The 26,245-nt window shown below is 68.2% G+C and carries 22 protein-coding genes; 16 read left to right on the forward strand and 6 right to left on the reverse strand.

What is annotated here, in order from left to right:
* Positions 1–51: 51 nt before the first annotated feature.
* The gene (gene hemC, locus ACJQWM_RS00200) at positions 52–969 is read left to right on the forward strand and encodes a hydroxymethylbilane synthase (protein ID WP_332705287.1); all 918 of its coding nucleotides are present in this window, start codon (positions 52–54) and stop codon (positions 967–969) included.
* Positions 970–1,225: 256 nt separating this feature from the next.
* On the opposite strand, the gene ACJQWM_RS00205 is transcribed toward hemC, so the two are convergent.
* From ACJQWM_RS00205 to ACJQWM_RS00225, 5 genes are all read right to left on the reverse strand, one after another.
* A complete protein-coding gene (locus ACJQWM_RS00205; RefSeq protein ID WP_332705284.1) occupies positions 1,226–2,179 on the reverse strand; it encodes a dimethyl sulfoxide reductase anchor subunit family protein in 954 nt (317 codons plus the stop codon).
* A gap of 50 nt (positions 2,180–2,229) precedes the next feature.
* On the reverse strand, positions 2,230–3,081 hold the full coding sequence (locus tag ACJQWM_RS00210) for a 4Fe-4S dicluster domain-containing protein (protein WP_332705281.1): 852 nt from the start codon (positions 3,079–3,081) through the stop codon (positions 2,230–2,232).
* Positions 3,082–3,114: 33 nt separating this feature from the next.
* On the reverse strand, positions 3,115–4,965 hold the full coding sequence (locus ACJQWM_RS00215) for an SLC13 family permease (RefSeq protein ID WP_332705278.1): 1,851 nt from the start codon (positions 4,963–4,965) through the stop codon (positions 3,115–3,117).
* 61 nt (positions 4,966–5,026) lie between these two features.
* Positions 5,027–7,975 carry a molybdopterin oxidoreductase family protein gene (locus tag ACJQWM_RS00220; RefSeq protein ID WP_332705275.1) on the reverse strand — a complete coding sequence of 983 codons (2,949 nt, stop codon included), beginning with the start codon at positions 7,973–7,975 and terminating at the stop codon, positions 5,027–5,029.
* Positions 7,976–8,362: 387 nt separating this feature from the next.
* Entirely contained in the window at positions 8,363–8,953 is a 591-nt protein-coding gene (locus ACJQWM_RS00225; RefSeq protein ID WP_332705272.1) for a LolA family protein, read from the reverse strand.
* A 112-nt stretch (positions 8,954–9,065) separates the two neighbouring features.
* Between ACJQWM_RS00225 and ACJQWM_RS00230 the strand changes: the two genes are divergently transcribed.
* The 12 genes from ACJQWM_RS00230 to hslU all read left to right on the forward strand — a co-directional run bounded on the left by ACJQWM_RS00230 (position 9,066) and on the right by hslU (position 21,633).
* Positions 9,066–10,034 (forward strand): helix-turn-helix transcriptional regulator, encoded by a 969-nt coding sequence (locus tag ACJQWM_RS00230; RefSeq protein WP_332705269.1) that lies wholly within the window; start codon positions 9,066–9,068, stop codon positions 10,032–10,034.
* Positions 10,035–10,211: 177 nt separating this feature from the next.
* Positions 10,212–10,538: a hypothetical protein gene (locus ACJQWM_RS00235; RefSeq protein ID WP_411306594.1), complete on the forward strand. Its 327-nt coding sequence runs from the start codon at positions 10,212–10,214 to the stop codon at positions 10,536–10,538.
* Between the two features lie 169 nt (positions 10,539–10,707).
* Complete coding sequence (locus tag ACJQWM_RS00240) at positions 10,708–12,807, forward strand: prolyl oligopeptidase family serine peptidase (protein WP_411306633.1); 2,100 nt, start codon at positions 10,708–10,710, stop codon at positions 12,805–12,807.
* A 256-nt stretch (positions 12,808–13,063) separates the two neighbouring features.
* Positions 13,064–13,267 carry a hypothetical protein gene (locus tag ACJQWM_RS00245; protein WP_332703777.1) on the forward strand — a complete coding sequence of 68 codons (204 nt, stop codon included), beginning with the start codon at positions 13,064–13,066 and terminating at the stop codon, positions 13,265–13,267.
* A gap of 425 nt (positions 13,268–13,692) precedes the next feature.
* Complete coding sequence (locus ACJQWM_RS00250) at positions 13,693–15,861, forward strand: S9 family peptidase (protein WP_332703775.1); 2,169 nt, start codon at positions 13,693–13,695, stop codon at positions 15,859–15,861.
* Between the two features lie 108 nt (positions 15,862–15,969).
* Positions 15,970–16,389: a YbaN family protein gene (locus tag ACJQWM_RS00255; protein WP_332703773.1), complete on the forward strand. Its 420-nt coding sequence runs from the start codon at positions 15,970–15,972 to the stop codon at positions 16,387–16,389.
* 36 nt (positions 16,390–16,425) lie between these two features.
* Positions 16,426–16,740, forward strand: a complete 315-nt coding sequence (gene lptM / locus ACJQWM_RS00260) for an LPS translocon maturation chaperone LptM (RefSeq protein ID WP_332703771.1) — start codon at positions 16,426–16,428, stop codon at positions 16,738–16,740.
* Positions 16,733–17,587: a diaminopimelate epimerase gene (gene dapF / locus ACJQWM_RS00265; protein WP_332703769.1), complete on the forward strand. Its 855-nt coding sequence runs from the start codon at positions 16,733–16,735 to the stop codon at positions 17,585–17,587. Before lptM ends, dapF begins: the two co-directional genes overlap by 8 nt.
* On the forward strand, positions 17,584–18,258 hold the full coding sequence (locus ACJQWM_RS00270) for a DUF484 family protein (protein WP_332703767.1): 675 nt from the start codon (positions 17,584–17,586) through the stop codon (positions 18,256–18,258). Before dapF ends, ACJQWM_RS00270 begins: the two co-directional genes overlap by 4 nt.
* A gap of 159 nt (positions 18,259–18,417) precedes the next feature.
* Entirely contained in the window at positions 18,418–19,299 is an 882-nt protein-coding gene (gene xerC, locus ACJQWM_RS00275; RefSeq protein ID WP_332703765.1) for a tyrosine recombinase XerC, read from the forward strand.
* A 222-nt stretch (positions 19,300–19,521) separates the two neighbouring features.
* The gene (hslV, locus tag ACJQWM_RS00280) at positions 19,522–20,073 is read left to right on the forward strand and encodes an ATP-dependent protease subunit HslV (protein WP_332703763.1); all 552 of its coding nucleotides are present in this window, start codon (positions 19,522–19,524) and stop codon (positions 20,071–20,073) included.
* Positions 20,074–20,226: 153 nt separating this feature from the next.
* On the forward strand, positions 20,227–21,633 hold the full coding sequence (hslU, locus tag ACJQWM_RS00285) for an ATP-dependent protease ATPase subunit HslU (protein WP_332703761.1): 1,407 nt from the start codon (positions 20,227–20,229) through the stop codon (positions 21,631–21,633).
* 132 nt (positions 21,634–21,765) lie between these two features.
* Here the strand turns inward: hslU and ACJQWM_RS00290 are convergent, their stop codons facing one another.
* Complete coding sequence (locus ACJQWM_RS00290) at positions 21,766–22,221, reverse strand: nucleoside deaminase (protein ID WP_332703785.1); 456 nt, start codon at positions 22,219–22,221, stop codon at positions 21,766–21,768.
* A 174-nt stretch (positions 22,222–22,395) separates the two neighbouring features.
* Between ACJQWM_RS00290 and ubiE the strand changes: the two genes are divergently transcribed.
* The 3 genes from ubiE (at position 22,396) to ACJQWM_RS00305 (ending at position 26,165) form a co-directional block, all read left to right on the forward strand.
* Complete coding sequence (gene ubiE, locus ACJQWM_RS00295) at positions 22,396–23,157, forward strand: bifunctional demethylmenaquinone methyltransferase/2-methoxy-6-polyprenyl-1,4-benzoquinol methylase UbiE (RefSeq protein WP_332703759.1); 762 nt, start codon at positions 22,396–22,398, stop codon at positions 23,155–23,157.
* A gap of 120 nt (positions 23,158–23,277) precedes the next feature.
* The gene (locus tag ACJQWM_RS00300; RefSeq protein ID WP_411306596.1) at positions 23,278–25,233 is read left to right on the forward strand and encodes a M1 family metallopeptidase; all 1,956 of its coding nucleotides are present in this window, start codon (positions 23,278–23,280) and stop codon (positions 25,231–25,233) included.
* A gap of 224 nt (positions 25,234–25,457) precedes the next feature.
* On the forward strand, positions 25,458–26,165 hold the full coding sequence (locus tag ACJQWM_RS00305; RefSeq protein WP_411306634.1) for a hypothetical protein: 708 nt from the start codon (positions 25,458–25,460) through the stop codon (positions 26,163–26,165).
* Positions 26,166–26,245 lie beyond the last annotated feature (80 nt).

Consider the following 26,245-nt stretch of genomic DNA (forward strand, 5'->3'; position numbering starts at 1 on the left):
GTCCCGCCACGCGCCACAGCGCCACGTTCGCCGAGCGGCGATAATGGCCCCATGACCACGCTGCGCATCGCCACCCGCAAGAGCCCGCTCGCCCTGTGGCAGAGCGAACACGTCGCTGCCGGCCTGCGCCGGGCGCATCCGGGGCTGGAGGTGGTGCTGGTGCCGATGAGCACGCGCGGCGACGAGGTGCTGGACCGCTCGCTGGCCGCGATCGGCGGCAAGGGGCTGTTCCTGAAGGAGCTCGAACTGGCGATGCAGCGCGGTGAAGCCGACTGCGCGGTGCATTCGCTCAAGGACGTGCCGATGGAGCTGGAGCCGGGGTTTGCCTTGCCGGCGATCCTGGAGCGCGCCGATGCGGCCGACGCGTTCGTCAGCCACCGCTTCGACGACATCGCCGCGTTGCCGCATGGCGCCTGCGTTGGCACCTCGTCGTTGCGTCGCCAGGCGCAGCTGCGCGCGCTGCGGCCGGACCTGCAACTGCGCGACCTGCGCGGCAACGTCAACACCCGCCTGGCCAAACTCGATACCGGCGATTACGACGCCATCGTGCTGGCCTGCGCCGGCCTGCAGCGACTCGGCTTCCAGGCCCGCATCCGCAGCCGCCTGCAGCCGCCGGACTGGTTGCCGGCGCCGGCGCAGGGCGCGATCGCGGTCGAGTGCCGTGATGATGACCCCGGCGTCCACGCCCTGTTTGCCGCGCTCGACCACATGCCCACGCGCGTCTGCGCCGAGGCCGAGCGGGCGATGAACCGCGCACTGGACGGCAGTTGCCACGTGCCGATTGCGGCGTACGCGCAGCTGGAGGGCGAGCACCTGCACCTGCAAGGCCTGGTCGGTTCGGCGATCGACGGCCGCATCGTGCGCGCGCAGGCCGACGGCCGTGCCGATGCACGCGAGGCGCTGGCCTGGGGCGTCGCGCAGTCGCTGCTCGCACAGGGCGCGGGCGAGCTCATCGGCGCTGCCAGATAAAGGCCGGTGTAGAGCCGAGCTTGCTCGGCTGCGCACCCACGATGGCTCGCGTATCCACCGCGCTGCAGCGGGGCAAGCTCCGCTCGACCATCGAACCGCCGCACTCCGGCCGCGGCCTCTCTGTAGGAGCGCCCCATGGGCGCGAACGCAAATCGGGCAGGCGCGATGGTTCGGTTTCCATCGCGGCCATGGGCCGCTCCTAAAAAAGCGCCGGTGATCCCGTGGAGCCGAGCAACTCGGCTCTACCGTTTGACGGTCAGTAGTACAGCGAGACCAGGTGCCGCGCCTCGGCGAAAAACAGCCAGCGTTCGACCGCCGCGCCGCACAGCGTACTCACCGCCGCGGCGGCGAACCACGGTGCCGCGTCCATGTGCACCAGCAACCATACCGGCAGCATCAGCAGCGCCGGCAGCACCGCAAACAGCAGCACGGCGATGGTGCGCAGCTTGCGCGAGTGCTTGCGTGCGAGCACGAACACCATCTCGCGGGTGAGGAAGTTGCCTTCGGTGTGCGGGCGCTCGAACACCTGGACCTCGCGCTCCGGCAGCCCGACCGCATCGCCGCGCGTCGCCGGCAGCGGGGTGTGGTCGATGTCGCGCCAGTAGCGGCGCTTGAGCCACCACAGCGCGGCCATCAACGTGATCGCCAGCAGCGCCGGCAGGCGGCCGAGCCGGCCATCGACCCCCTCGATCGCGGCCAGCAGCAGCCCGCCGCTCAGCAGTGCGAACACGAGATAGCCGGGCAGTACCAGCCGGTGACGCCAGGCCGGGATCGGCTTGAGCGAGGCATAGATCATCGCCGTGCAGGCCACCGTGACCAGCGCACACGCGGCCAGCAGCAGGCACAGCGCCACCGTTGCGGCATTGAGCGGAATGGAGAACACCGCATCGTGCCGGTCGATCATCTGCGCGTAGGCCAGCAGGCCGAATGCCAGCGCCGGCGGGTAGGTCAATACCGCGGCCACGCCTTCGCGCGACAGCCACGACGTGCGCCATTGCGAGAACGCGCGCCAGGCACGCATCGGCTTGCCCAGGTGCCACAGCGAGCTGACCAGGCCCACCGTGGCCAGCACCAGTGCGAGCGCGGTCGCGACCGCGAGCAGCCACGGATCGACGCGGCCGGTCAGCGCGGCGAGCGCGCTCCAGAACAGCAGCCCGTAGCCGGCGCCCGACAGTGTGCTGAAGATGATGACCGAGAACGCCGGGTGCATATGTCAGGCCGGACCAGCCGGCACGCGACGGGGCAAACGCGGTGGTGCGCTCATCGCGACAGCGCCCGGTCGAGCCAGCGCAGCACCGACGGCAATGCGGCGGCGTCCAGCGACTCGCCCGGCGCGGTGGCTGCAACCGTGCTTGCGTCGCCGCCGGCGCGGCGCGGGCGTGGCGGCAGGTACTGGTTGACCGGCTTGTAGCCGAGCTCCGGCATCAGGTCGACGCCGCCGCGCGCGGCGACCAGCTTGGACACTTTCGAGTCGGGGTCGCCAAGGTCGCCGAAGTGGCGCGCCCGGGTCGGGCAGGCCTGCACGCAGGCCGGCTGGCGTTCCTCCTCGGCCAAGTTGTCGTTGTAGATGCGGTCGATGCACAGGGTGCATTTCTTCATCACCCCCTCGACCTCGCTGTATTCGCGCGCGCCGTAGGGGCAGGCCCACGAGCACAGCTTGCAGCCGATGCACTTGTCCTCGTCGACCAGCACGATGCCGTCCTCGGCGCGCTTGTAGCTGGCGCCGGTCGGGCACACCGTGACGCAGGCCGGCTGCTCGCAGTGCAGGCACGAGCGCGGGAAATGCAGGGTCATGGCCGGCTGCGGCGCCTGCGCACCGGATCCCGAACCGCACATCGGGTCCTCATCCTGTCCGCGGCCACCCGCCGGCTCGCCCTGAGAGGGTCCGGGTTGAGCAAGGGCTTGCTCTGCAGCGATCTCGTAACTGTGCACCCGGTTGAACCACACCCCGGTGGGGTCCTTGCCGTAGGGCTGCTCGTCGGTCAGCGGCGCGGCGAAGCCGCCGGCGTTCCACTCCTTGCAGCTGACCGCGCAGGCGTGGCAGCCGACGCAGGTGTCAAGGTCGATCACCAGGCCCATCTTCTTCTTCGACGGTGGCGGCAGGTCGGTCATCGGGTCGGTCGGGTGTGGGTCACGGCACGCGCCTCAGAACGGGAAGAACCGCGGAATCAGCAGGGTCGCCATCATCCAGAAGATCAGGTTGAGCGGCAGGCCAATCTTGATGAAGTCGGCAAAGCGATAGCCGCCGGCAGCGTAGACCATGGTGTTGGTCTGGTAGCCGACTGGCGTGGCGAATGCGGTCGAGGCCGCGAACGCCACCGCGACCAGGAAAGGCTTGGCATCGACCCCGAGCGATTCGGCCGCGGCGATCGCCACCGGCACCACCAGCACCGCCGCGGCATTGTTGCTCATGATCTCGGTCAGCACCGAGGTCAGCAGGTAGATCACCGACAGCGTCACCACCGGGCCGAACTGGCTGAACAGGCCGATTGCGTTCTGCGCGACCCAGTCGGCGCCGCCGCTGCGCTCCAGCGCGATGCCCAGCGGCAGCACGCCGGCCAGCAGGATGACCACGCGCCAGTCGATCGCGGTATAGGCCTCGTCGGGCTCCAGGCAGCGCAGCACCACCAGCGCGACGCAGCCGAGGATCGCCGCGGCGACGATCGGCAGCCAGCCGGCCGCGGCCATGCCGACCACCGACAGCAGCACGCCGGTCGAGAGCAGCGCGCGGCGGCGGTCGACGCGTTGCTGGGTGCGCTCACCCAGCACCACCAGCCCCGGGTTGTCGCGCAAGGCCTCCAGCGAGCTTTCCGAGGCATCCACCAGCAGGATGTCGCCGAGCGCCAGTGGCACCTGATTGACCGGCCGGCGCAACACCACGCGGCGGCGCTGCAGCCCGTGCACGCGCACCCGATAGGTGTGGCCGAAGCGCATCTCCGAGATGGTGTGGCCGATCAGCGGCGAGCCCGGCGCGACCATCACCTCGGCATGCAGGCGCTCGGCGCCGCGGTCGCTGTCCAGGTGCGGCGCCACCCGGTCGTGGTCGAGCTTGTGGCGCCGGCGCAGCGCCTCGACCTGCTCCCACTCGCCGTGCAGCAGCAGGCGGTCGCCGGCGCGCAGGTTGGTCTGCGCGGCAGACGCGCTGGTGCCGCCCTCGCGCAGCACGTTGATCAGTTCGACCTCCAGGCTTTCGGGCCGCGGCGCGTAGTTCTCGTCCTCGTCCTTGTCCTTATCCTCATCCCCATCGTCTGCATCGTCTGCATCGTCGGGCGGGGCGACCGGCTTGGACAGGTCGCCGGCGGGGAGGTCGATCGCGGGCGACTTGGCCGGCACCACCAGCTCGATCAGGTAGCGCCCGCCGTGGCCGTCGCTGTCGGGTTCGGCGATGCCCAGGTTGGGCAGCAGGAAGCGCCGCGCCAGCATCAGGTAGACCAGACCGACCGCGACGAAGATCACCCCCAGCGGCGCGAACTCGAACAGGCCGAAGCCCTCGCGGCCGGTCTGCACTGCCAGCGAATTGACCAGCAGGTTGGTCGAACTGCCGATCAGCGTGCACACGCCGCCGAACTGCGCCGCATACGACAGCGGGATCAGGAACTTGGAGGCCGGCAGCTTGTTGGCCGCGGTCGCCGCCAGCACCAGCGGCAGGAACACCGCCAGCGCCGCGGTGTTGTTGACGAAGCCGGAGATCAGCGCTATCAGCGACATCATCACCAGCGCAAACAGCCAGCCCGACTTGATCCGCGCCAGCATCTCGCCCAGGCCCTGCAGCGCGCCGCTGCGCTGCAACCCCGCGCTGAGCACGAACATCGCCGCGACGGTGATCGTCGCCTGGCTGGAAAAACCCGACAGCGCCTCGGTCGGCGATACCAGCCCGAGCACCAGCAGGCTGGCCAGCACCAGCACCGCGACCACGTCGACCCGCAGCTTCTCGGTGACAAACAGGTAGACCGCGCCGGCGAGCACCGCCAGGGTCAGCCACAGCTCGGTCGCCATCAGCCCTGCACCTGCGCAGCGACGCGCCGTGGCGGCCCGGCGAAGCTCGCCCGTGCGTGCATCAGCCGTGCTCCTTGCGGCGCATCGCGGCGCCGTAGCGCAGCGGCAAGTTGTCGGCCTGGCCCAGTTCCAGCGGCGCGAACTGTGGCGTGCTGTGGCTGGCCGCGGCGACCTTGTCGATCCGCACGCGCAGGTCGAACCACGCCGCCTGCCCGGTGACCGGGTCGGCGTTGGCGTAGTCGCCGCGCGGGGTAATGTCGGAGATCAGGTGGTTGAGCAGAAATCCCTGGCGCGCCTCGGGCGCATCCTTGCCCAGTCGCCACGCGCCCTTGCGCTTGCCGATCGCGTTCCAGGTCCAGATCGTGTCGGGCTGGGTGTTGCTGGCGAACTTCGCCTGCGCGGTGATCGTGCCGTGGTGCGAGGTGACGCTGATCCAGTCCTCGTCGGCGATGTCGTAACGCGCAGCGGTATCGGGATGCAGGTAGATCCAGTTGCGCGTGGCGATCTGCCGCAGCCAGGCGTTCTGCGAACCCCACGAGTGGTACATGAACATCGGCCGCTGGGTGACGGCGCTGAGCGGGAATTCGACAGGCTCGTCATTCCCGCGAACGCGGGAACCCAGTGACGTTGCGCTTGAACGAGCAGCATCCTGCGCATTGGCCTGCGCACCCTCGAAAGGCTCGTACCAGATCGGCAGCGGATCGAAGTAGGTGACCACGCGCTCGCGGTGCTGCTCCGGCGGCTGTTGTGCGCCGTGCCCCTGCGCGGCCAGGCGGAACTTCTGCAGCGTCTCCGAATACAGCTGCAGCACGATGGGCTTGGCATCGCCGATAAAGCCCATCTTCTGCGCCCACTCGAGATAGCCGCGGTTGGCCATCTTGAAATAGCGCGCGTGAGCGGGGATCTCGCTGCGCCAGAAGCCGTCGTGCTCGATGTAGCGTTCGAGCTGCGCGGGATTGGGCGGCCCCTTGGCCTCCAGTTCGCCGTGCTCGCCACGCCAGCCGGCGAGCAGCCCGACCCCGGGCGCGCGCTCGTGGCGCACGATGTAGTCGGCGTAGTCGCGGTAGCTCGGCGAGCCGTCGGCCTCGGCCATGCCGGGCAGGCCGAGCCGCGCGCCGAGCTCCAGCAGCACCGACTGGAAGCCGCGCACGTCGCGACCGGGCGATTGCGTCTCGGCCTCCAGCACCGGATGGCGGATCGCGTCGGCCGCGCCATCGGCATCGGAGATCGGCCGGTCGAGCATCGAGATCGCGTCGAAGCGCTCCAGGTAGGTGGTGTCCGGCAGCACCAGGTCGGCATAGGCGACCATTTCCGAGGCGTACGCGTCGGCGTAGATGATGTGCGGGATCCGGTACTCGCCGCTGTCGTCCTTGTCGGTCAGCCACTCGATGGTCTGGGCGGTGTTCATCGACGAGTTCCAGCTCATGTTGGCCATGAACATCATCAGCGTGTCGATCTTGTACGGATCGCCGGCCCAGGCGTTGCGGATCACGCTGTGCATCATGCCGTGCGCCGACAGCGGATAGCTCCAGGAGAACGCATGGTCGATGCGGCGCGGATTGCCGGCCGCGTCGACCAGCAGGTCCTCGGGCGCGTGTACGAAGCCCAGCGGCGGCGCATCGAGCGCGCCATTGGCCTGGCGCGCCTTGCCGGGCCGGTTCGGCGGCGCGATCGGTTTGGGGAACGGCGGCTGGTAGCGGAACGAGCCGGGCGTATCGACCGCGCCCAGCAGCAACTGCAGCAGGTGGATCGCGCGACAGGTGTGGAAGCCGTTGCTGTGCGCGCTGATCCCGCGCATCGCATGCATCGCGACCGGCCGGCCGACCATCTCGGCGTGCTCGCGGCCGTGCGCGTCGGTCCAGGCGACCGGCAGGGTGAACGCGTGGTCGAACGCGGCCTCGGCCAGCTCGCGTGCGATCCGGCAGATGGTCTCGGCCGGAATGCCGCAGCGCTCGCTGACCGCATCGGGGGAGAACGAAGGATCGAGGTAGCGCTCGGCGATCAGGTGGAAGGCCGGCACCACGTTGCGGCCATCGGCGAGGGTGTACTGGCCGACCACGGCGGGCGACACATCGATCGAGTCGGCCAGCGCTTGCGCCCCCTCGCTTGCGCCAAGCGGGGCGGGTTGGCCGTTGCCGCGATCCCAGCACAACGCCTGCCCCGCCGCGTCGCGCGCAAACAACCCGTCATCGGCGCCACCGGGGTTGCGGATCACCAGCCAGTGCGCATTGGTGTAGCGCACCAGGTAGTCCAGGTCGATCCGGTCGGCCTTCAGCAGCTCATGGATCAGCGCGAACGCGAACAGCCCGTCGGTGCCGGGCCGGATCCCGATCCACTCGTCGGCGATCGCGCCGTAGCCCGAGCGCACCGGGTTGACCGCGACGACCTTGGCGCCGTGTTCCTTCAGCTTGCCCAGGCCGAGCTTGATCGGGTTGGAGTCGTGGTCCTCGGCCACGCCCCACAGCATCAGGTACCGGGCGTGTTCCCAGTCGGGCTCGCCGAACTCCCAGAACGAGCCGCCCAGCGTGTAGAGCCCGCCGGCGGCCATGTTCACCGAGCAGAAGCCGCCATGCGCGGCGTAGTTGATGGTGCCGAACTGCTGCGCCCACCAACCGGTCAGCGCCTGGCTCTGGTCGCGGCCGGTGAAGAACGCCAGCTCGTCGGGATTTCGTTGGCGGATCGGCGCCAGCCAGCCGGTGGCGATGCGCAGCGCCTCGTCCCACTCGATCTGCCTGAACTCGCCCTTGCCACGCTCGCCGACGCGCAGCAGCGGCTTATCCAGCCGCGCCGGTGAATAGTGCTGCATGATCCCGGCCGAGCCCTTCGCGCACAGCACGCCCTGGTTGACCGGGTGCACCGGATTGCCCTGAATGTAGCGGATCTTGCCGTCGGTCAGCCACACCTTGATGCCGCAGCGGCAGGCGCACATGAAGCAGGTCGTGGTCTTGACCTCGTCGCCCGGCGACGGCGAATAGTTGATGACGGGCTCGGCAGGAGCGGAGTTGCGCATCCGCGCATTGTGCATGGGCGTGCCCATTCCCGCGATACGAGCCCTGTCGGCATCCCGCACCGGCCAAGGCCCCGGTCTGCGCGATAGGCCGGTTTCCATCGCGGCCATGGGCCGCTCCTACAGAAGCGCCCGATGATCCCGTAGAGCCGAGCTTGCTCGGCTGCGAATCGACGATGTCCCCGCGCACCCACCGAACCGAGCGGAGCAAGCTCCGCTCTACCCCCGCACCGCCGCACTCCGGCCGAAGCTCCTGTAGGAGCGCCCCATGGGCGCGAACGCGAACCGGACAGGCGCGATAGGCCGGTTTCCATCGCGGCCATGGGCCGCTCCTACAAAATGCGCCGGTGATTCGGTAGAGCCGAGCTGGCTCGATGACGCCGCTGCCGCTCAGTTCGGTGCTTCGATACGGATATCCGGATCGTTGAAGCGCGAGTAGCGGATCGTGGTGGTGACCGTCTCACCGCCCTGGCCCTCGCCGCTGGCGAGGATCTGCCGCGGGTAGCCGTCGGCGCCGATCCACAGCGTCATCGTGCTGGGGCGGGGCTGGGTGTGCTCGACCCGGTATTTTTTTGCCGCCTCGCCATCCAGCGCTTCGCTGCCCAGCGCGGTCACGGCCATGCTGCTGGCGTTCTCGGCCAGCCGGGCCGGGTCGCGCCACTGCGACAGCGTGCCTTTGGGCAGCGGCACCTGCATGGTCTGGCCTTGCATGTTCAGGTACATGGTGTCGCCGATGATGGTCTGCTCGCCCATGCCGGACATGCCGGACATGCTCATGCGGTAGCGGTCCGGCGCGACGAAGTCGAGCTGGCCGGTCACCGGCGTGGTGCCGGCGATCTCCATGTCGGCGTGGTAACTGCGCGCAGCGGCGAATTTTTCGATCGACTCGTTCACCTCCTCGCGCGGCCCGGCCCAGCACACTGGCGCGGCCAGCGCGGCGAGGGTGAAGCCCAGCAGTGCGCGACGTGCGGCGGTTTTCATCACAATCCCCTGCGACAGTGGCGGCCTTGCAGCGGCCGGTGCCATGCTTAACGCAGAACCCGGCCGCCACCAGACAGCCGCTCGACCTCGCCCCAGTGGGAAACCTCCAGCCATGGAACGCATCGAACGCATTCACGCCCTGCACCGCATCCTCACCGCCGCGCGCTATCCGGTGACGGTGCAGCGCCTGCAGGGGGAGCTGGAGTGCTCGCGCGCGACCGTGTACCGCGACCTGGCCTACCTGCGCGACTACCTGATGGCGCCGGTGATCGGCAACGGCGAGGCCGGCTTCCGCTACGACCCCGACGAGGCCAACCGGTTCGAACTGCCCGGGCTGTGGCTGAGCTCGCAGGAGCTGCACTCGCTGCTGGCCGCGCAGCAGTTGCTGATGCGCAGCGGCGGCGGGGTGCTGTCCAATGCGCTGGCACCGTTGCAGCACCGCATCGAGAAGCTGCTCGACGAGCACGCCGGCGGCCGCCGCGTGCCGGTCGAACGCGTGCGGGTGATCCCCCACCGCACCCGACGGCTCGACGAGATCTCGTTCCGCAATGTCGCCACCGCGGTGCTCGACCGCAGGCAGCTCGCGTTCGAATACCGCGCGCGCTCCACCGACCAGCCGACCCGGCGCTCGGTCTCGCCGCAGCGGCTGACCCACTACCGCGAGAACTGGTACCTGGACGCATGGGACCATGAGCGCGACGGCCTGCGCAGTTTCTCGGTCGACCGCATCGTCGCCGCGCGGTTGCTCGACGATGCTGCGCGCGACGTGCCCGACGAGGAGCTCGACCGCCAGCTCGCGTCCAGCTACGGGATCTTCTCCGGCACGCCCAAGGGCTGGGCCCTGATCGTATTCAGCGCCAAGGCCGCGCGCTGGGTCGCCGACGAACACTGGCATTCGCAGCAGCAGGGGCGGTTCCTGCCCGACGGGCGCTACGAGCTCAAGGTGCCCTTCAGTTCAGGCCGCGAGCTGTTGATGGACGTGCTGCATTACGGCAGCGACGCGGAGATCGTCGAGCCGCCCTCGCTGCGCGAACAGGCGCGCTCGCTGCTGTCGCTGGCGCTGAGCCAATACGACCGCTGAGCGGTCTCGGCAGCCGGGTAGGAGCGGCTTCAGCCGCGAACCACAACCGTCGCCCGACGCCGTCACCGATCGCGGCTGAAGCCGCTCCTACAGGGGGCGCCGGATGGGGTGCGGCGCGGTCGCAGCCGGTGAGATGGAGCCGGGCGATGGTGGCGCCGTCGACCCGAGGAGCCACCGATGATGACCATCGCCGCCAGATCCCGCCACGAGCCACGCACGCCGATCGATCCGCGTCTCGACGCGACCCTGCGCTACGCCATCGCGATCGGCGCGGTACTGCTGCTGTTGCTGCCGGCCGCACGCGGCCACCACGCGCAGCTCGGCTGGCTGCCGCTGTGGTTGCTGGCGATGCCGCTGAGCGCGTGGTGGACGCTGCACTGGTTCCCGCTGCCGGGGAGCGCCTTGCGGCCCGCGGCCGTCGCAGGCGCGCGTCGCCGGGCGATCCCGCAGGCGCGCCGGAGCCTGCGCCCGCGCCGTAGCGAGCCGCTGCCGCGCGCCGCCTGAACCCGATCCAGCCGCGGCGCGGGTGTCGACTGATCGTGACCAGCGGCACGGCGGCTGGCGCGCGGGCCTGTGCTAGCGTTGCCGACCGCTTGTCCGATCCATTGGTCCGATATATTTGCCCACCGGAGCACCCATGCCCATGCTGTCGAAGGCTTGCCAGACCCTGTTGATGTCCGCCGGCCTCGCGGCCGTGGCGGTGGGCGCCGTCAACGCCCAGGAGCCCGCCGTGCCCACACCGTCCGATCCCTACCTGTGGCTGGAAGAGGTCACCGGTGACAAGCCGCTGGCGTGGGTCAGGGCCGAGAACGCCAAGACCGAGGCCGAGTTGGCCGCGACCCCAGAGTTCAAGGCGCTGGAAGCTGAAATCCTGTCGATCCTCGATTCGGACGCCAAGATTCCCGGCGTGCAGAAGATCGGCGATTACTACTACAACTTCTGGAAGGACCAGAACCACGAGCGCGGCCTGTGGCGCCGCACCACGCTGGCCGAGTACCGCAAGGACCAGCCGCAGTGGGAGACGGTGATCGACCTGGACGCGCTCAACGAGGCCGAAGGCGAGAACTGGGTCTGGCACGGCGCCGACTGCCTCAAGCCAGCGTACGAGCGCTGCCTGGTCGCGCTGTCGCGCGGCGGCGCCGATGCCGACGTCACCCGCGAGTTCGACCTGACCACCATGGACTGGGTCCAGGACGGCTTCTTCCGCGAGGAAGCCAAAGGCGGCCTGGGCTGGATCGACCGCGACAACGTCTACGTCTATACCGACTTCGGCCCCGATGCCGAGGGCGTGGCCACCCTGACCGAGTCGGGCTACCCGCGCATCGTCAAGCAGTGGACGCGCGGCACGCCGATGAGCGAAGCGACCGTCGTCTACGAAGGCACTCCGGAGGACATGTACATCGCCGCCGGCCACGACCACACGCCGGGCTTCGAGCGCGATTTCGTGATGCGCACGATTGCGTTCTACAACGACGAGCTGTACCTGAAGGGAGAAGACGGCCAGCTGGCCAAGGTCGATGCGCCGAACTCGGCCAACAAGTCGGTGCACAAGGACTGGCTGGTGCTGGAGCTGCGCGAGCCCTACGAGGCAGGCGGCACCACCCATCCCGCCGGCAGCCTGATCGCGACCGACTTCGACGCGTTCATGGCCGGCGGCCGCGACTTCACGGTGCTGTTCGCCCCCTCGATGAGCACCTCGTTGGCCGGCTACACCTGGACCGCGAACCACCTCGTGCTCAACGTGCTCGATGACGTCAAGAACAAGCTCAGCGTGCTGACCCCCGATGCGCAGGGCCAGTGGACGCGCAGCGAGTTCACCGGCGCGCCCGGCTTCGGAACGCTCGGCGTCAGCGCGGTCGACTCCGACCAGAGCGACGCGGTGTGGCTGACCGCCACCGACTACCTGACTCCCACGACCCTGTCGCTGGCGCAGATCGGCGAGCAGCCCGAAGTACTGAAGACGATGCCGACGTTCTTCGACGCGGCCACCCATGAGATCGCCCAGCACTTCGCCACCAGCGAGGACGGCACCAAGGTCCCGTACTTCGTGGTCATGCCCAAGGGGCTGGTACTCGATGGCAGCACCCCGACGCTGCTGTACGGTTACGGTGGTTTCGAGATTTCGTTGACCCCGGGTTATTCCGGCAGTGTCGGCAAAGGCTGGCTCGAGAATGATGGCGTATACGTGGTCGCCAACATCCGCGGCGGCGGCGAGTACGGCCCGCGCTGGCACCAGGCCGCGCTCAAGGCCAACCGGCACAAGGCCTACGAGGACTTCGCCGCGGTCGCACGCGACCTGATCGCACGTAACATCACCTCGCCCGAGCACCTGGGCATCCAGGGCGGCAGCAACGGCGGCCTGCTGACCGGCAACATGCTGACCCAGTACCCGGAGCTGTTCGGCGCCGTCGTGGTGCAGGTGCCGCTGCTCGACATGCAGCGTTACCACAAGCTGCTGGCCGGCGCGTCGTGGATGGCCGAGTACGGCGATCCCGACACCGCCGACTGGGACTTCATCCAGACCTTCTCGCCGTACCACCTGTTCGATGCGGACGAGGACTACCCGCCGACCATCTTCATGACCTCCACCCGCGACGACCGCGTGCATCCCGGCCACGCCCGCAAGATGGCCGCGAAGATGCTCGAAGCGGACAAGGACGTGCGCTACTACGAGAACATCGAAGGCGGCCACGGCGGTTCGGCCAACAATGCGCAGGCCGCGCACATGAGCGCGCTGGCCTTCGCGTTCCTGTGGAACGAGCTGAGCGAGTAGCCGTCAGCACTCATGCCGCACAAGAAACGGGCGCCCAGGCGCCCGTTTCGCTTTGTGGTGGCATCGATTGCCGTTGCCGTTGCCGTTGCCGTGGCCGTGCCGTGGCCGTGGCCGTGGCTTGCTGTTGCTGTTGCCGTAGCAACGCAAATCAAACCACCTCGTCACTCCACAGACCCCAAAGGGGCGGCGGCCATGGATGGCCGCCGTTTTCCGACCGAGCCATGGATGGCGAGTCGGAAAATCCCCGCGCTACTCCATGCCCGCACGGGAGGTGTGTCGAGGAGAGCCCTTTCTTTGGTTACTTTCTTTGGGCTTAGCAAAGAAAGTGACCCGCCTTCAGGCGGAAGCTCTTGATCTTGAAGTTGATCTTGATCTTGATCTTGATCTTGATCTTGAGCGCGCCGCAACCTTAGAAACATCCGCAGGCGGTAGACAGGCAAGATCAAATGCTTTCGCCTGAAGGCGAGTCACTTTCTTTGAAGGGTCAAAGAAAGTAACCAAAGAAAGGCCCTTCCTCGACACTTCAAACACCTCGCCGTGCGGGCGACGCGGGGATTTTCCGACTCGGCTTTGTCGGCTTCGCCGCCAAAGTCCGGCCCGCGCTTGCGGCGCGGGCGTTCGTATGGTGCGCGAGCCAGTGGCTCGCAAGCGCGCACCTTCTCACCCTGCCTCGGTCGGAAAACGGCGCACATCCATGTGCGCCGCCCCTTCGGGGTCTGTGGCGAGGCGTGAAGACGTTGTAATGTCGCGGAAGAGCCAACGACAACAGCAACAACAGCAACAACCGCGAGATGGTCCCGGCGTTCGCCGGGATGACTAGATCAGGGTGACGGACGTGCGAAAGTTGCGTCACCCGTTGCGTATCCCGCCCCCGGACCCCATGCCATGAAGCCCACCTTCCTGTTCGCCGCCGTGATGACCCTCTCCAGCCCGTCCATCGCCCATAACCTGCCCGAGCCCCCCGACGTCGAAAAACGGCCGCACGTGGTCACCGCCCCGCACGGCGCCGAGCGCCAGGACGAGTACTACTGGCTGCGCGACGACAGCCGCAAGAACCCGGAGATGCTGGCGTACCTCGATGCCGAGAACGCCTACGTCGACACGGTGATGGCGCCGCTCAAGCCGCTCGAGGACAAGCTGTTTGATGAGATCGTCGGGCGCATCAAGCAGGACGACAGCTCGGTGCCGTACCGCGAGCGCGGCTGGTGGTACTACAGCCGCTTCGAGACCGGCCAGGACTACCCGATCTACGCGCGCCGCCAGGGCGACATGGAGGCGCCCGAGCAGGTCCTGCTCGACGTCAACCAGATGGCCGAGGGCCGCGACTACTTCAACGTCGGCGACTGGGAAGTCAGCCAGGACAACACGCTGCTGGCCTGGGCGGAGGATGACATCGGCCGCCGCCAGTACGTCATCCGCGTCAAGAACCTGGAGACCGGCGAGATCCATCCCGACGAGATCCGCGGTGCCGCGGCGAACATCGTCTGGGCCGACGACAACCGCACGATCTTCTACGTCGAGAACGACCCCGACACGCTGCTGACGGTGCGCGTCAGAAAGCACGTACTCGGCACCCCGGCCTCCGAAGACGAGCTCGTGTACGAGGAGCACGACGACAGCTTCTACATGGGCGTTGGCCGCACCCGCGACGATGCGTACATATGCATCGGGGTGGAAAGCACCGTTTCCAGCGAGACCCGCTGTGCTCCGGCCAGCGACCCGCGCGAGTTCGCCGTGCTGGCGCCGCGCCAGCGCGACGTCGAATACAGCGCCGACCACCACGGCGGCCGCTGGGTGATCCTGACCAACGACGGCGCGCCCAACTTCAAGCTCATGACCGCACCCAGTGACAGCACCTCGCGTGCGCAGTGGCAGGAGTGGATCGGCCACAGCGACGAGGTGTTCATCGACAGCTTCGAGCTGTTCGACGGTTTCACCGCGATCGGCGAGCGCTCCGGCGGCCTGGAGCGCATCCGTCTGGTCCGACAAGCATTGGAAAGTCCGCACATGGATGTGCGGGGTGTTGCGCAGGATGCGCAAAGTGAATACGTCCAGGCCGACGAGCCGGCGTACTCGATGGGCCTGTCGGTCAACTCCGAGCCCGACACCGATTGGCTGCGCTACAGCTACACCTCGATGACCACGCCGGCGACCACCTTTGAGGTCAACGTACGCACCGGCGAGCGCCGGCAGCTCAAGCAGCAGCCGGTGATCGGCTACGACCCCGCGCAGTACGTCACCGAGCGGCTGTGGGCGAGCGCGCGCGACGGCACCAGGATCCCGGTGTCGCTGGTCTACCGGAAGGGCTTCCAGAAGGACGGCAGCGCCGCGCTGCTGCAGTACGCCTACGGCAGCTACGGCAACTCGATCGATCCCAGTTTCAACCTGCCGGCGGTGAGCCTGCTCGACCGCGGCGTGGTGTATGCGATCGCGCACATCCGCGGCGGTCAGGAAATGGGCCGCAAGTGGTACGACGACGGCAAGCTGTTCAGCAAGAAGAACACCTTCACCGACTTCATCGACGTCACCGATTTCCTGGTCGCGGAGGGCTACGCCGCGAAGGACCGCACCGCCGCCTACGGTGGCAGCGCCGGCGGACTGCTGATGGGCGCGATCGCCAACATGTCGCCCGACACCTACCGCGTGATCCTGTCGCAGGTGCCGTTCGTCGACGTGGTCACCACGATGCTCGACCCCAGCATTCCGCTGACCACCAACGAGTACGACGAGTGGGGCAATCCCGAACAGAAGGCGTACTACGACTACATGCTGTCGTACTCGCCCTACGACAACCTTGAGGCGCAGGCCTATCCGGCGACGTTCGTCGGCACCGGCCTGTGGGATTCGCAGGTGCAGTACTTCGAACCGGCCAAGTACGTGGCGCGGCTGCGCGATCTCAACACTGGTGATGCGCCGGTGCTGTTCCGGACCAACATGGACGCCGGCCACGGCGGCAAGTCGGGGCGCTTCCGGCGTTATCGCGAGCTGGCCGAGATGTACGCGTTCGCGCTCGATCAGTTGGGTGCCAATGCCGGCGAGCCTGAAGAGCGGTAGAGCCGAGCTTGCTCGGCTGCATTTTCCCGCGATCGCAGTGCAACAGGTCACCTGGCCGGTGCGCCCAAAAGCAGCGGAGCAAGTTCCGCTCTACGGTGGAGTGCGTACGTGAGCGATGGGCCCGTGCCGCGGCCGCCGCCGTCGGGCCTGCACTCCCGCCGCCGGCTGCGCTGGGCCTGGTGGCTGCTCGCCTACGCCAGCCTTGGCCTCGGCCTGGCCGGCGTGCTCGTGCCCGGCCTGCCTACGGTGCCGTTCGTGCTGCTGTCGGCCTATGCCGCCGCGCGTGGCTCGCAGCGCCTGCATCGCCGGCTGCTCGCACATCGCCAGTTCGGTCCGATGATCCGCGACTGGCAGGCGCACGGCGCGGTCGGCCGTCGCGCCAAGGTCCTTGCGCTCACCTCGATGGGCGCGTGCGCGGCAATCCTGTTCGCCACCGCGCCGCGGACCTGGATGGCCGCCACCGGCACCGGGGTGATGGCTCTGGTCGCATTGTGGCTGTGGCACCGCCCTGAACCGCCGCCGCGCTGACTTCGCAGCCGCCTTGGCGACCGCTACACTGCCGGCATGAACGCACGCCCTGCCTTGTTGATGATCGCGTTGTCGCTGGGCCTTGCCGCCTGCGGCAACAAGGGCCCGCTGGTGCAGGCGCCGGTGCCGGTCGAGGATCCGGCCACGCCCGCCGGCGCGGTGCCGGTCGAAGTTGAACCGCAGACCACGTATCCCCAGGCGCCTCCAGCCAACGTCCTGCGCGATCCGACCGCGGTCGATCCACTCATCGATCCTCTGGCCGAGCCGGCGCCGGAGCCGGCGCTGCCGATCGATCCCGCTACGGTGCCCGACCCCGGACCGCCGCCGACCGACGACGACGGGAATGGCTGAACGCGACATGCGTTTCAGCCGCGTGCGTTTCAGCAAGATGCACGGCGCCGGCAACGATTTCGTCGTGCTCGACCTGCGCGGCGGAATGGCGGCACCAAGCCCGGAGCTGTGCCGTGCCCTGGCCGATCGCCGCACCGGCGTCGGCTGTGACCAGGTCCTGACCATCGAGCCGCCGCGCAGCCAGCGTGCGGCCGCCAGTTACCGCATCTGGAATGCCGACGGGTCGCCATCGCAGCAATGCGGCAACGGCGCGCGCTGCATCGCGGCGTGGCTGGTTCGCGACGGCGCGATCGGCACGGAAGCGTTCGCGCTCGACAGCCCCAGCGGCAGCCACGCGGTCACTCGCCTGGGCAGCGACCGCTTTGGCATCGACATGGGCGTGCCGCAGTTTGAGCCGGCGCGGATTCCGTTGCTGGGCTTCGAACAAGCCGAGCACTACGCGGTCGAATGCAACGGCGCCCAGATCGGATTCGGTGCAGTATCGATGGGCAACCCGCATGCGCTGGTCGAGGTCGACGACCTCGACGCCGCACCGGTCGAGGCGCTGGGGCCATGGCTGCAGCGGCACGGGATGTTCCCCGAGTCGGTCAACGTCGGCTTCGCACAGGTCCAGTCGCGCGGCAGGGTGCGGCTGCGCGTGTACGAGCGCGGCGCCGGCGAGACACGCGCCTGCGGTAGCGGCGCCTGCGCCGCGGCCGCGGTACTGATCCGGCGCGTCCGCATCGGGCGCGAGGTGACGGTTGCGCTGCCCGGCGGTGAGCTGCAGATCGCCTGGCCGCGCGACGACGCGCCGCTGGTGATGGCGGGGCCGGCGACATTCGTATTCGAAGGGGAGTGGCTGCAATGACCGACACAAACGACAAGCCCGGCGCGCACGAGATCGCCGCCTGGTTGCGCCGCCATCCGCGCTTCCTGCAACAGTTTCCTGACCTCGCGCTGAGCCTGGTGGTGCCGCGCGACGAAGGCTCGGCCGCCTCGCTGGCGAGCTACCAGCTCGAAGTGCTGCGCGACAAGAACCGCGAGCTCTCGCGCCGCCTGCACGAGCTGTTCGGCAACGCCCAGGAGAACGAGCGGCTGGCGGTGCGCACCCAGCAGCTGACGCTTGCTTTGATGAAGCAGGACAGCGCCGCCGATACCGTGCGGGCGATGGCGGCAAGCCTGGCCGAGGACTTCAACGGCGATCTGGTACGGCTGGTGCTGTTCGAGCCGGTCGACGGGCTGGACGAGAACGAATGGCTGCAGGTGATCGCGCCGGGCGATGCCCGTCTGCAGCCGTTCCGCGACTGTCTTGAGAACGGCGATCCGCTGTGCGGCCGCCTGCAGCCACAGAAGCATGCGTTGCTCTATGGCGAGCGCGCCGAGGACGTGCAATCGACCGCGCTGGTGCCGCTGCCCGGCGTCGGCCTGGTCGCGGTCGGCAGCCGCGACCCGAACCGGTTTTTCCCCGGCATGGGCACGCTGTTCCTGCGGATGATGGGCGAGGCGCTGGAGACGGCGCTGGCGAGGTATGCGCGTTAGGCGCACCTTGCCTTTGCGCGCGCGCGCAAATCCCCCCTGCCCCCCTTTTCCAAAGGGGGGAACTGCCGCTCGCGCCGCTAGACGTGCAGTGCTTCTGGCTCCCTCCTTTGGAAAAGGAGGGCTGGGGAGGATTTGCTCCACCGACTCTCGGGTGGCGCGGTGACTGCACAAGCGATCGAGGACTTCCTCGCCCATCTCGCGGTCGAGCGGCGCGTGTCCGCGCACACCCTGGACGCCTATCGCCGCGACCTGTCGTCGCTCAATCAATGGGCGCAGGCGCAAGGCAGCGAGATCAGCAATCTGCAGGGCGAACAGTTGCGCGCGTTCATCGCCGCCGAGCATCGCCGCGGCCTGTCGCCCAAGAGCCTGCAGCGGCGCCTGTCGGCCTGTCGCAGCTTCTACGGCTGGCAGCTCAGGCACGGCCGTATCGACGTGAACCCAACCACCGGCATTCGCGCGCCCAAGGCGCCACGCAAACTGCCGCAGGTGCTCGACCCGGATGAGGCCAAGGTGCTGGTGGAGGTGCCGACCGATGCGCCGCTGGGGCTGCGGGACCGGGCTTTGCTGGAGCTGTTCTATTCCTCGGGCCTGCGCCTGAGCGAGTTGTGCTCGCTGCACTGGCGCGAGCTCGACCTCGGTGATGGGCTGGTGAGGGTGCTCGGCAAGGGCGGCAAGCAGCGCAGCGTGCCGCTGGGTTCGCATGCGCGCCACGCGCTGTCGAACTGGCACGCATCGACCGGCGCTGGCAACGACGCGCCGGTATTTCCCGGCCGCGGCGTTGGTCCGATCACGCCACGCGCGGTGCAGTTGCGCATCCGCCTCCTGGCGCAGCGCCAGGGCCTGTTCAAACGCGTGCACCCGCACCTGCTGCGGCACTCCTTCGCCAGCCACATCCTGGAATCCTCAGGCGACCTGCGCGGCGTGCAGGAGCTGCTCGGCCATGCCGACATCGCCACCACCCAGATCTATACCCACCTGGATTTCCAGCACCTGGCCAAGGTCTACGACGCCGCCCATCCGCGCGCGAAACGCAAGCGCTGAAGCTCGGGACCGGGGACCCGGGCACAGCGAAGAGCGTTCCGCAAAGGGCGCAAAACACGCAAAGTTGTGCATTGCAGTTGCTCTTCGCTGCGCCTTTCCCGGACACGGCTCCTGATTTCTCGGGTCCCCGGTCCCGGGTCTCGGCTCCTGCGCCGCCCCGAGTCCCGCCCTTGCGTCGCCAGTCCCGAATCCCCATCCAGGGGGTTCGACCCCGGAGGCCGCATGGACCCCAGCCACAACCCGACCCGCTTTCACGCCACCACGATCGTCTCGGTGCGTCGCGGCGAGCACGTCGCCGTCGCTGGCGACGGCCAGGTCACGCTTGGCAACACGGTGATGAAGGGCAACGCGCGCAAGGTGCGCCGGCTCGGCCGCGACAACCAGGTACTGGCCGGGTTTGCCGGCGCCGCGGCCGACGCGTTCACGCTGTTCGAGTTGTTCGAGGCCAAGCTCGAGAAGCACGGGCAGTTGCAGCGCGCCGCGGTCGAGATGGCCAAGGATTGGCGCACCGAACGCCGGTTCGGCAAGCTTGAGGCGCTGCTTGCGGTGGCCGACAAGGAGACCTCGCTGATCATCAGCGGCACCGGCGATGTGATCGAGCCCGAGGACGGAATCATCGCGATCGGTTCGGGCGGCATGTACGCCCTGTCGGCCGCGCGCGCACTGATGGCGCACACCCAGCTGGACGCCCGCACCATCGCCAGTGAGGCGATCGGTATCGCCGGGGACGTGTGCATCTACACCAATCGCAACGTGGTGGTCGAGGAACTCTGATTTTCGCCCCCCTCTCCCGCCTGCGGGAGAGGGTTGGGTGAGCGCGCGCGAATCGGCGGTTGCGCCGTTACTGCCGAGGCGCTTGCCCTCATCCGCCCTTCGGGCACCTTCTCCCGCACGCGCGAGAAGGGGACGACAACCCTGTGGATCGACATGCCGAACCAAACCGACAACAACAACGCCACCATGACCCCGCGCGAAATCGTGCAGGCGCTCGACCGCCACATCGTCGGCCAGCACGACGCCAAGCGCGCGGTCGCCATCGCGTTGCGCAACCGCTGGCGGCGGATGCAGCTCGAGCCCGAGCTGCGCAACGAGGTCATGCCCAAGAACATCCTGATGATCGGCCCCACCGGAGTCGGCAAGACCGAAATCGCACGGCGCCTGGCGACGCTGGCCAACGCGCCGTTCGTCAAGGTCGAGGCGACGCGCTTCACCGAAGTGGGCTACGTCGGCAAGGACGTCGAGCAGATCATCCGCGACCTCGCCGACACCGCGGTCAAGCTGTATCGCGAGCAGGCCAAGGCGCGCGTGCGCACCCAGGCCGAGGAGCGCGCCGAGGATCGCATCCTGGATGCGCTGCTTCCCGGCCGCGAGCGGCAGCCCTCCGGCTTTGGTTTCGGTGCGACCAGCCAGACCACCACCACGGTCGACATCGGTGCCGAGCCGTCAGCGCGCGAGTCGGACACGCGGATCAAGCTGCGCCGGCAACTGCGTGCCGGCGAGCTGGACGAGCGCGAAATCGAGATCGAGACCGCGGTCAACGTCGGCGTCGACATCATGGCGCCGCCGGGCATGGAAGAGATGGGCCAGCAGCTGCGGCAGATGTTCTCGCAGGTCGCCGGCGCCAAGACCCACAAGAAGACCTTGTCGATCAAGTCCGCGCGCCCGCAACTGATCGAGGAGGAAGCCGGCCGGCTGGTCAACGAAGACGACGTGCGCGAGGCGGCGATCGAGTCGTGCGAACAGCATGGCATCGTGTTCATCGACGAGATCGACAAGGTCGCCAAGCGCGTCGAATCAGGCATTACTGGCGGCGACGTGTCGCGTGAGGGCGTGCAGCGCGACTTGCTGCCACTGGTGGAGGGCTCCACCGTCAGCACCAAGTACGGCGCGGTCAAGACCGACCACATCCTGTTCATCGCCAGCGGCGCATTCCACCTGGCCAAGCCCTCGGACCTGATTCCCGAACTGCAGGGGCGCTTCCCGATCCGGGTCGAGCTCAGCGCGTTGAGCAAGGACGACTTCGTCCGCATCCTGACCGAGCCCAAGGCTGCGCTGACGTTGCAGTACGTCGAGCTGCTCAAGACCGAGGGCGTGGACCTGAAGTTCACCGACGATGCGATCGACCGCCTTGCCGAGATCGCCGCCACCGTCAACGAGCGGCAGGAGAACATCGGCGCGCGGCGCCTGCACACGGTGCTTGAGCGCCTGCTCGACACGCTCAGCTATGAAGCCCCCGACCGCGACGGCCATTCGGTCAGCATCGACCGCGCGTATGTCGACGAGCACCTGGGCGAGCTGGTGCAGGACCCGGATCTGAGCCGCTACATCCTCTAGCGCCCGAGCCAGCGACTCTCGGGCTCAAGGCGCGCATTGCTGTCATCGGCTGGGCTGCCAAGCCCAGCCGCCCGGATGTCGCGAGCGCTGGGCTTGGCAGCCCAGCCTACGAAAATCGACCTCCGGCGTAGCTCAATCCTCGCCGATATCCTCGTTCCATACCTCGGGATTCGCGGCGATCCAGTCGCCGAGCATCGCGATGCATCCGGCATCGTTGAGGTCGATCACCTCGGTGCCGTTCTCGCGCAGCCAGTCGATGCCGCCGCGGAAGTTCACCGATTCGCCGACCACCACGGTGCCGATGTTGAACTGGCGCACCAGTCCGCTGCAGTACCAGCACGGGGCAAGCGTGGTGACCATGATGGTGTCGCGGTAGCGGCGCTGGCGACCGGCTTTGCGGAACGCGTCGGTTTCGCCGTGCACCGACGGGTCGTTCTCCTGCACGCGCCGGTTGTGGCCGCAGCCGAGCAGGCGGCCGTCCTGGTGGTACAGCGCGGCACCGATCGGGATGCCGCCCTCGCCCAGGCCCTGGCGGGCTTCGGTCACGGCGGTGGCGAGCAGGGCGCGGTAGTCGGGGGTGGCGATCATTGGGGATTCCTGCGCTGGAACGGGACGGCTCCCGCAGCTTACGACGCTTTCGTAGGAGCGGCTTCAGCCGCGATCGCATGCCTGCTCGCTCCGCCGGTTTCAGATCGCGGCTGAAGCCGCTCCTACAAAAAACGGGGAGCCCGGCCGGGCAGGAACCAGTGCGATAATCGGCGCATGAGCGATCCCCACCAGAAACCCGGTACCACCCACTTCGGCTTCCGCAACGTGCTGGTTGCGGACAAGCAGAAACTCGTGGGGCAGGTGTTTTCCTCGGTCGCGGGCAACTACGACCTGATGAACGATCTGATGTCGCTGGGTATTCACCGGGTCTGGAAACGCTACTTCGTCTCGACCGCGCAGGTGAAGCGCGGCGATCGCGTGCTGGACCTGGCCGGCGGCACCGGCGATATCGCGCTGCTGCTGCAGGGCCGCGTCGGCGAGGCCGGCAGCGTGGTGCTCGGTGACATCAACGGCGAGATGCTGCGCACCGGGCGCGACCGCATGGTGAACCGCGGCAAGGTCGCCGGCTTCGAATACGTGCAGTGCAACGCCGAGCAACTGCCGTTCGCTGAGGCGAGCTTCGACCTGGTCACCATCGCGTTCGGCCTGCGCAACGTCACCGATAAGGACGCGGCGCTGCGCGAGATGCACCGGGTGCTCAGGGTCGGCGGGCAGGCGCGGGTGCTGGAGTTCTCCGAGGTGAAGTCCGAATGGTTCAAGCCGATCTACGACTTCCATTCGTTCAACGTCCTGCCGCGGCTCGGCAAGCTGTTCGCCAAGGATGCCGACAGCTACCGGTACCTGGCCGAGAGCATCCGCCAGCATCCGCCGCAGGATGCCCTCAGGACGATGATGGCCGAGGCGGGCTTCGCGCGCTGCGACTACCGCAACCTGTCGGGCGGGATCGTCGCGATTCATACCGGCTACAAGGTCTGAGCGGGCGCGGCGCGCCGGCAGCGGCTCGCCGTTGGCTGGAGTGCGGCGGGACCGGGCACTTCGCGCCGGCCCGGCCACGGCGCTAGACTCGACGGCTCACCCGATACCGTGGGCCTGCCAATGCGTTTGCAACTCCTGATGACCCGTCTGCTGACGATATGTTTCGCCGCCACGCTCGCGGCCGGCTGCTCGCGCGATGCCGCGCCGCCGGCCGACGGCAGCGCCGGCGCCCCCGCCGCGACCGACCAGGCCGAGATGACCACCGCCGCCGAGCACGACGAGTACTCCTACGCCGAGCCCGACAAGGTCCGCACCGAGGACCTGGCGTTGCAGCTCGACGTCGACTTCGACAATCGCCAGCTCACTGGCACAGCGACCTATACGCTGGACTGGCTCGACGAGGACGCGACCCAACTGGTGCTCGACACCCGCGACCTGAGCATCGAGAAGGTCGTCGGCGAGCGCAGCGATGGCCGCTGGGAGGACCTGGAGTACGAGTTGGCCGACGCCGACGAGAACCTCGGCAGCAAGCTCACGATCGAGGCGCCGCAGCGCAGCTCGCGCATCCGCGTGACCTACGCGACCTCGCCGGACGCCTCGGGCCTGCAGTGGCTGACCCCGGCGATGACCGAGGGCGGCGAAACGCCGTTCATGTTCAGCCAGTCGCAGCAGATCCATGCGCGCTCCTGGGTGCCGGTGCAGGACACCACCCGGGTGCGTTTCACCTACACCGCCAACGTGACCGCGCCCGACGACGTGATGGTGCTGATGAGTGCCGACAACGATCCGGACGCGGCGCGAGACGGCACCTATAGCTTCGAGATGCCGCAGCCGATCCCGTCCTACCTGCTGGCGATCGCGGCGGGCGATCTGGTGTTCGAGCCGATCTCCGAGCGCGCCGGGGTGTGGGCTGAGCCGGCCGCGGTCGAGGCCGCGGTGGCCGAGTTCGCCGACACCGAAAAGATGATCCAGGTCACCGAGGAGTTGTACGGCCCGTACCGCTGGGGCCGCTACGACCTGCTGATCCTGCCGCCGTCGTTCCCGTACGGCGGCATGGAGAACCCGCGGCTGAGCTTCATCACCCCGACGGTGATCGTCGGCGACCAGTCGCTGGTCGCTCTGATCGCGCACGAGCTTGCGCACAGCTGGTCGGGCAACCTGGTCACGTTCTCGACCTCCAATGACGCCTGGCTCAACGAGGGCATCACCAGCTACGTCGAAAACCGGATCGTGGAAGAGCTCTACGGCAAGGCGCGCGCCGACATGGAGAACGTGATCGGCCGCAACGAGCTGGCGGTGGAGTTCGAGGAGATCGACCCGAGCCTGCAGCGGCTCGCGCTGAAGCCGGGAACCCTGGACGACCCCGATGGGTCCTCCAGCGCCACGGTCTACACCAAGGGCGCGTGGTTCATGCAGTTCCTGGAGCAGCGCTTCGGCCGCGAGACCTTCGATGCCTTCCTGCGCGGCTACTTCGACCACTTCGCGTTCCAGAGCATCCCGACCACCAAGTTCATCGAGTACACCAAGGCCCACCTGCTGGAGCCGAACCCGGGCATCGTCAGCGCGGCCGAGCTCGAGGAGTGGATCTACGAGCCTGGCATTCCCGACAACGCGCCGCAGACCGATTCGCCGCGCTTCAACGCGGTCGATACCGCGCGCGCCGCGTGGCTCGACGACGGCACCGTGCCGGCGCAGTCGCTGACCTCCGAATGGACCACGCAGGAGTGGGTGCATTTTCTCGAAGGCATGCCGGAGACGCTGAGCATCGAGCAACTGGATGCGCTGGATGACGCCTACGGGTTCACCGGCACGCCCAACGGCGAGCTGGCGCAGCGCTGGTATCCGCTGGCGGTACGCAGCGGTTACACCCAGGCCAACGATGCGATCGCCGAGTTCCTGGTGGACATCGGCCGGCGCAAGTTGATCATGCCGACCTATGCGGCGCTGGTGCAGACGCCCGAAGGCCTGCAGCTGGCCGAGGAGACCTTCGCCGAGGCGCGGCCGGGTTACCACCCGATCACCACCGGCTCGGTCGAGGCGGTCATCGCCGAGGCCAAGCAGGCGCCGGCGCAGTAGCAAGCCCTGTCGCCGCCCCCGCGAAAGCGGGGTCGGCGTCTCAGGCGTGGTGGCCGGATCGGCTGATATGCGGCCTCGCTTCGAAGTCACTGGATCCCGGCCTCCGTGGCGATGACGAGCCAAGGCACAACGGCCATGTGGATTTTCGCGAAGTGCTGCGTCGCTGGAATGACGGTGGTGCATGCGACACATCCGATACGAGGAGATACACGATGAACCCGAAGTTGCCGCTACTGCTCGCCGCCACGCTGCTCGCGGTGGCCTGCCAACCCAAACCCGATCCGGAGGCGCAACGCGCCGCGCGCGAAGCAGCGCGGGAGCAGGCGGCTGAGGTCATGGCCGCACAGTTCGACGCCGCCATCGATGCGCAGAACTGGCAGCTCGCCCGCGCGCACGGCGACGTGCTGATCGCCGAGTACCCGGGCAGCGAAGCGGCCGAGCGCATCCAGGCCCAGCACGCCGACGTCAAGGCCAAGGCCGAAGCTGCCAGCGAGGCACGCCGCACCGCGGCCTTGTGGACCTACCAGAGCCAGCCGGTCGATGGCGGCGAGCAGTTGTCGGCGGCCATTCATGCGAAGGACCGGGTCGACGTCGACGGCAGTGGTCCGCAGCCGGTGCGGCTGATCTTCCGCGATCATCCCGACTGGGGCCGCAGCAGCTACCTGGTGCTGCAGGCGGGCGACTTCGACTGCTACGGCGGCTGCAAGGTGCAGGTCACGGTTGACGATTCGGAACCACGCGCGATGGACGCCAGCCGTCCCGACACCGACGAGGCGATCGCCATGTTCATCGAGGACGAGCGCGCACTGTGGAACCTCGCCAAGGACGCCGACGAGATCGCAATCGAGTTTCCGGTCAAGGTCGGCGGCACGCGCACGGTGGTGTACGAGGTGGCCGGCCTGGACAGCAACAGGCTACCGGCCTGGAACTAGCTCGCAGCCGCGGCACGGTGTGCCGGATGGCGAAATATTTTCAACGCGGATCAACGCGGATAGAAGCAAACAATTGAGCA

This window comes from Novilysobacter longmucuonensis (assembly GCF_046600735.1).
Classification (GTDB): Bacteria; Pseudomonadota; Gammaproteobacteria; order Xanthomonadales; family Xanthomonadaceae; genus Novilysobacter_A; species Novilysobacter_A longmucuonensis.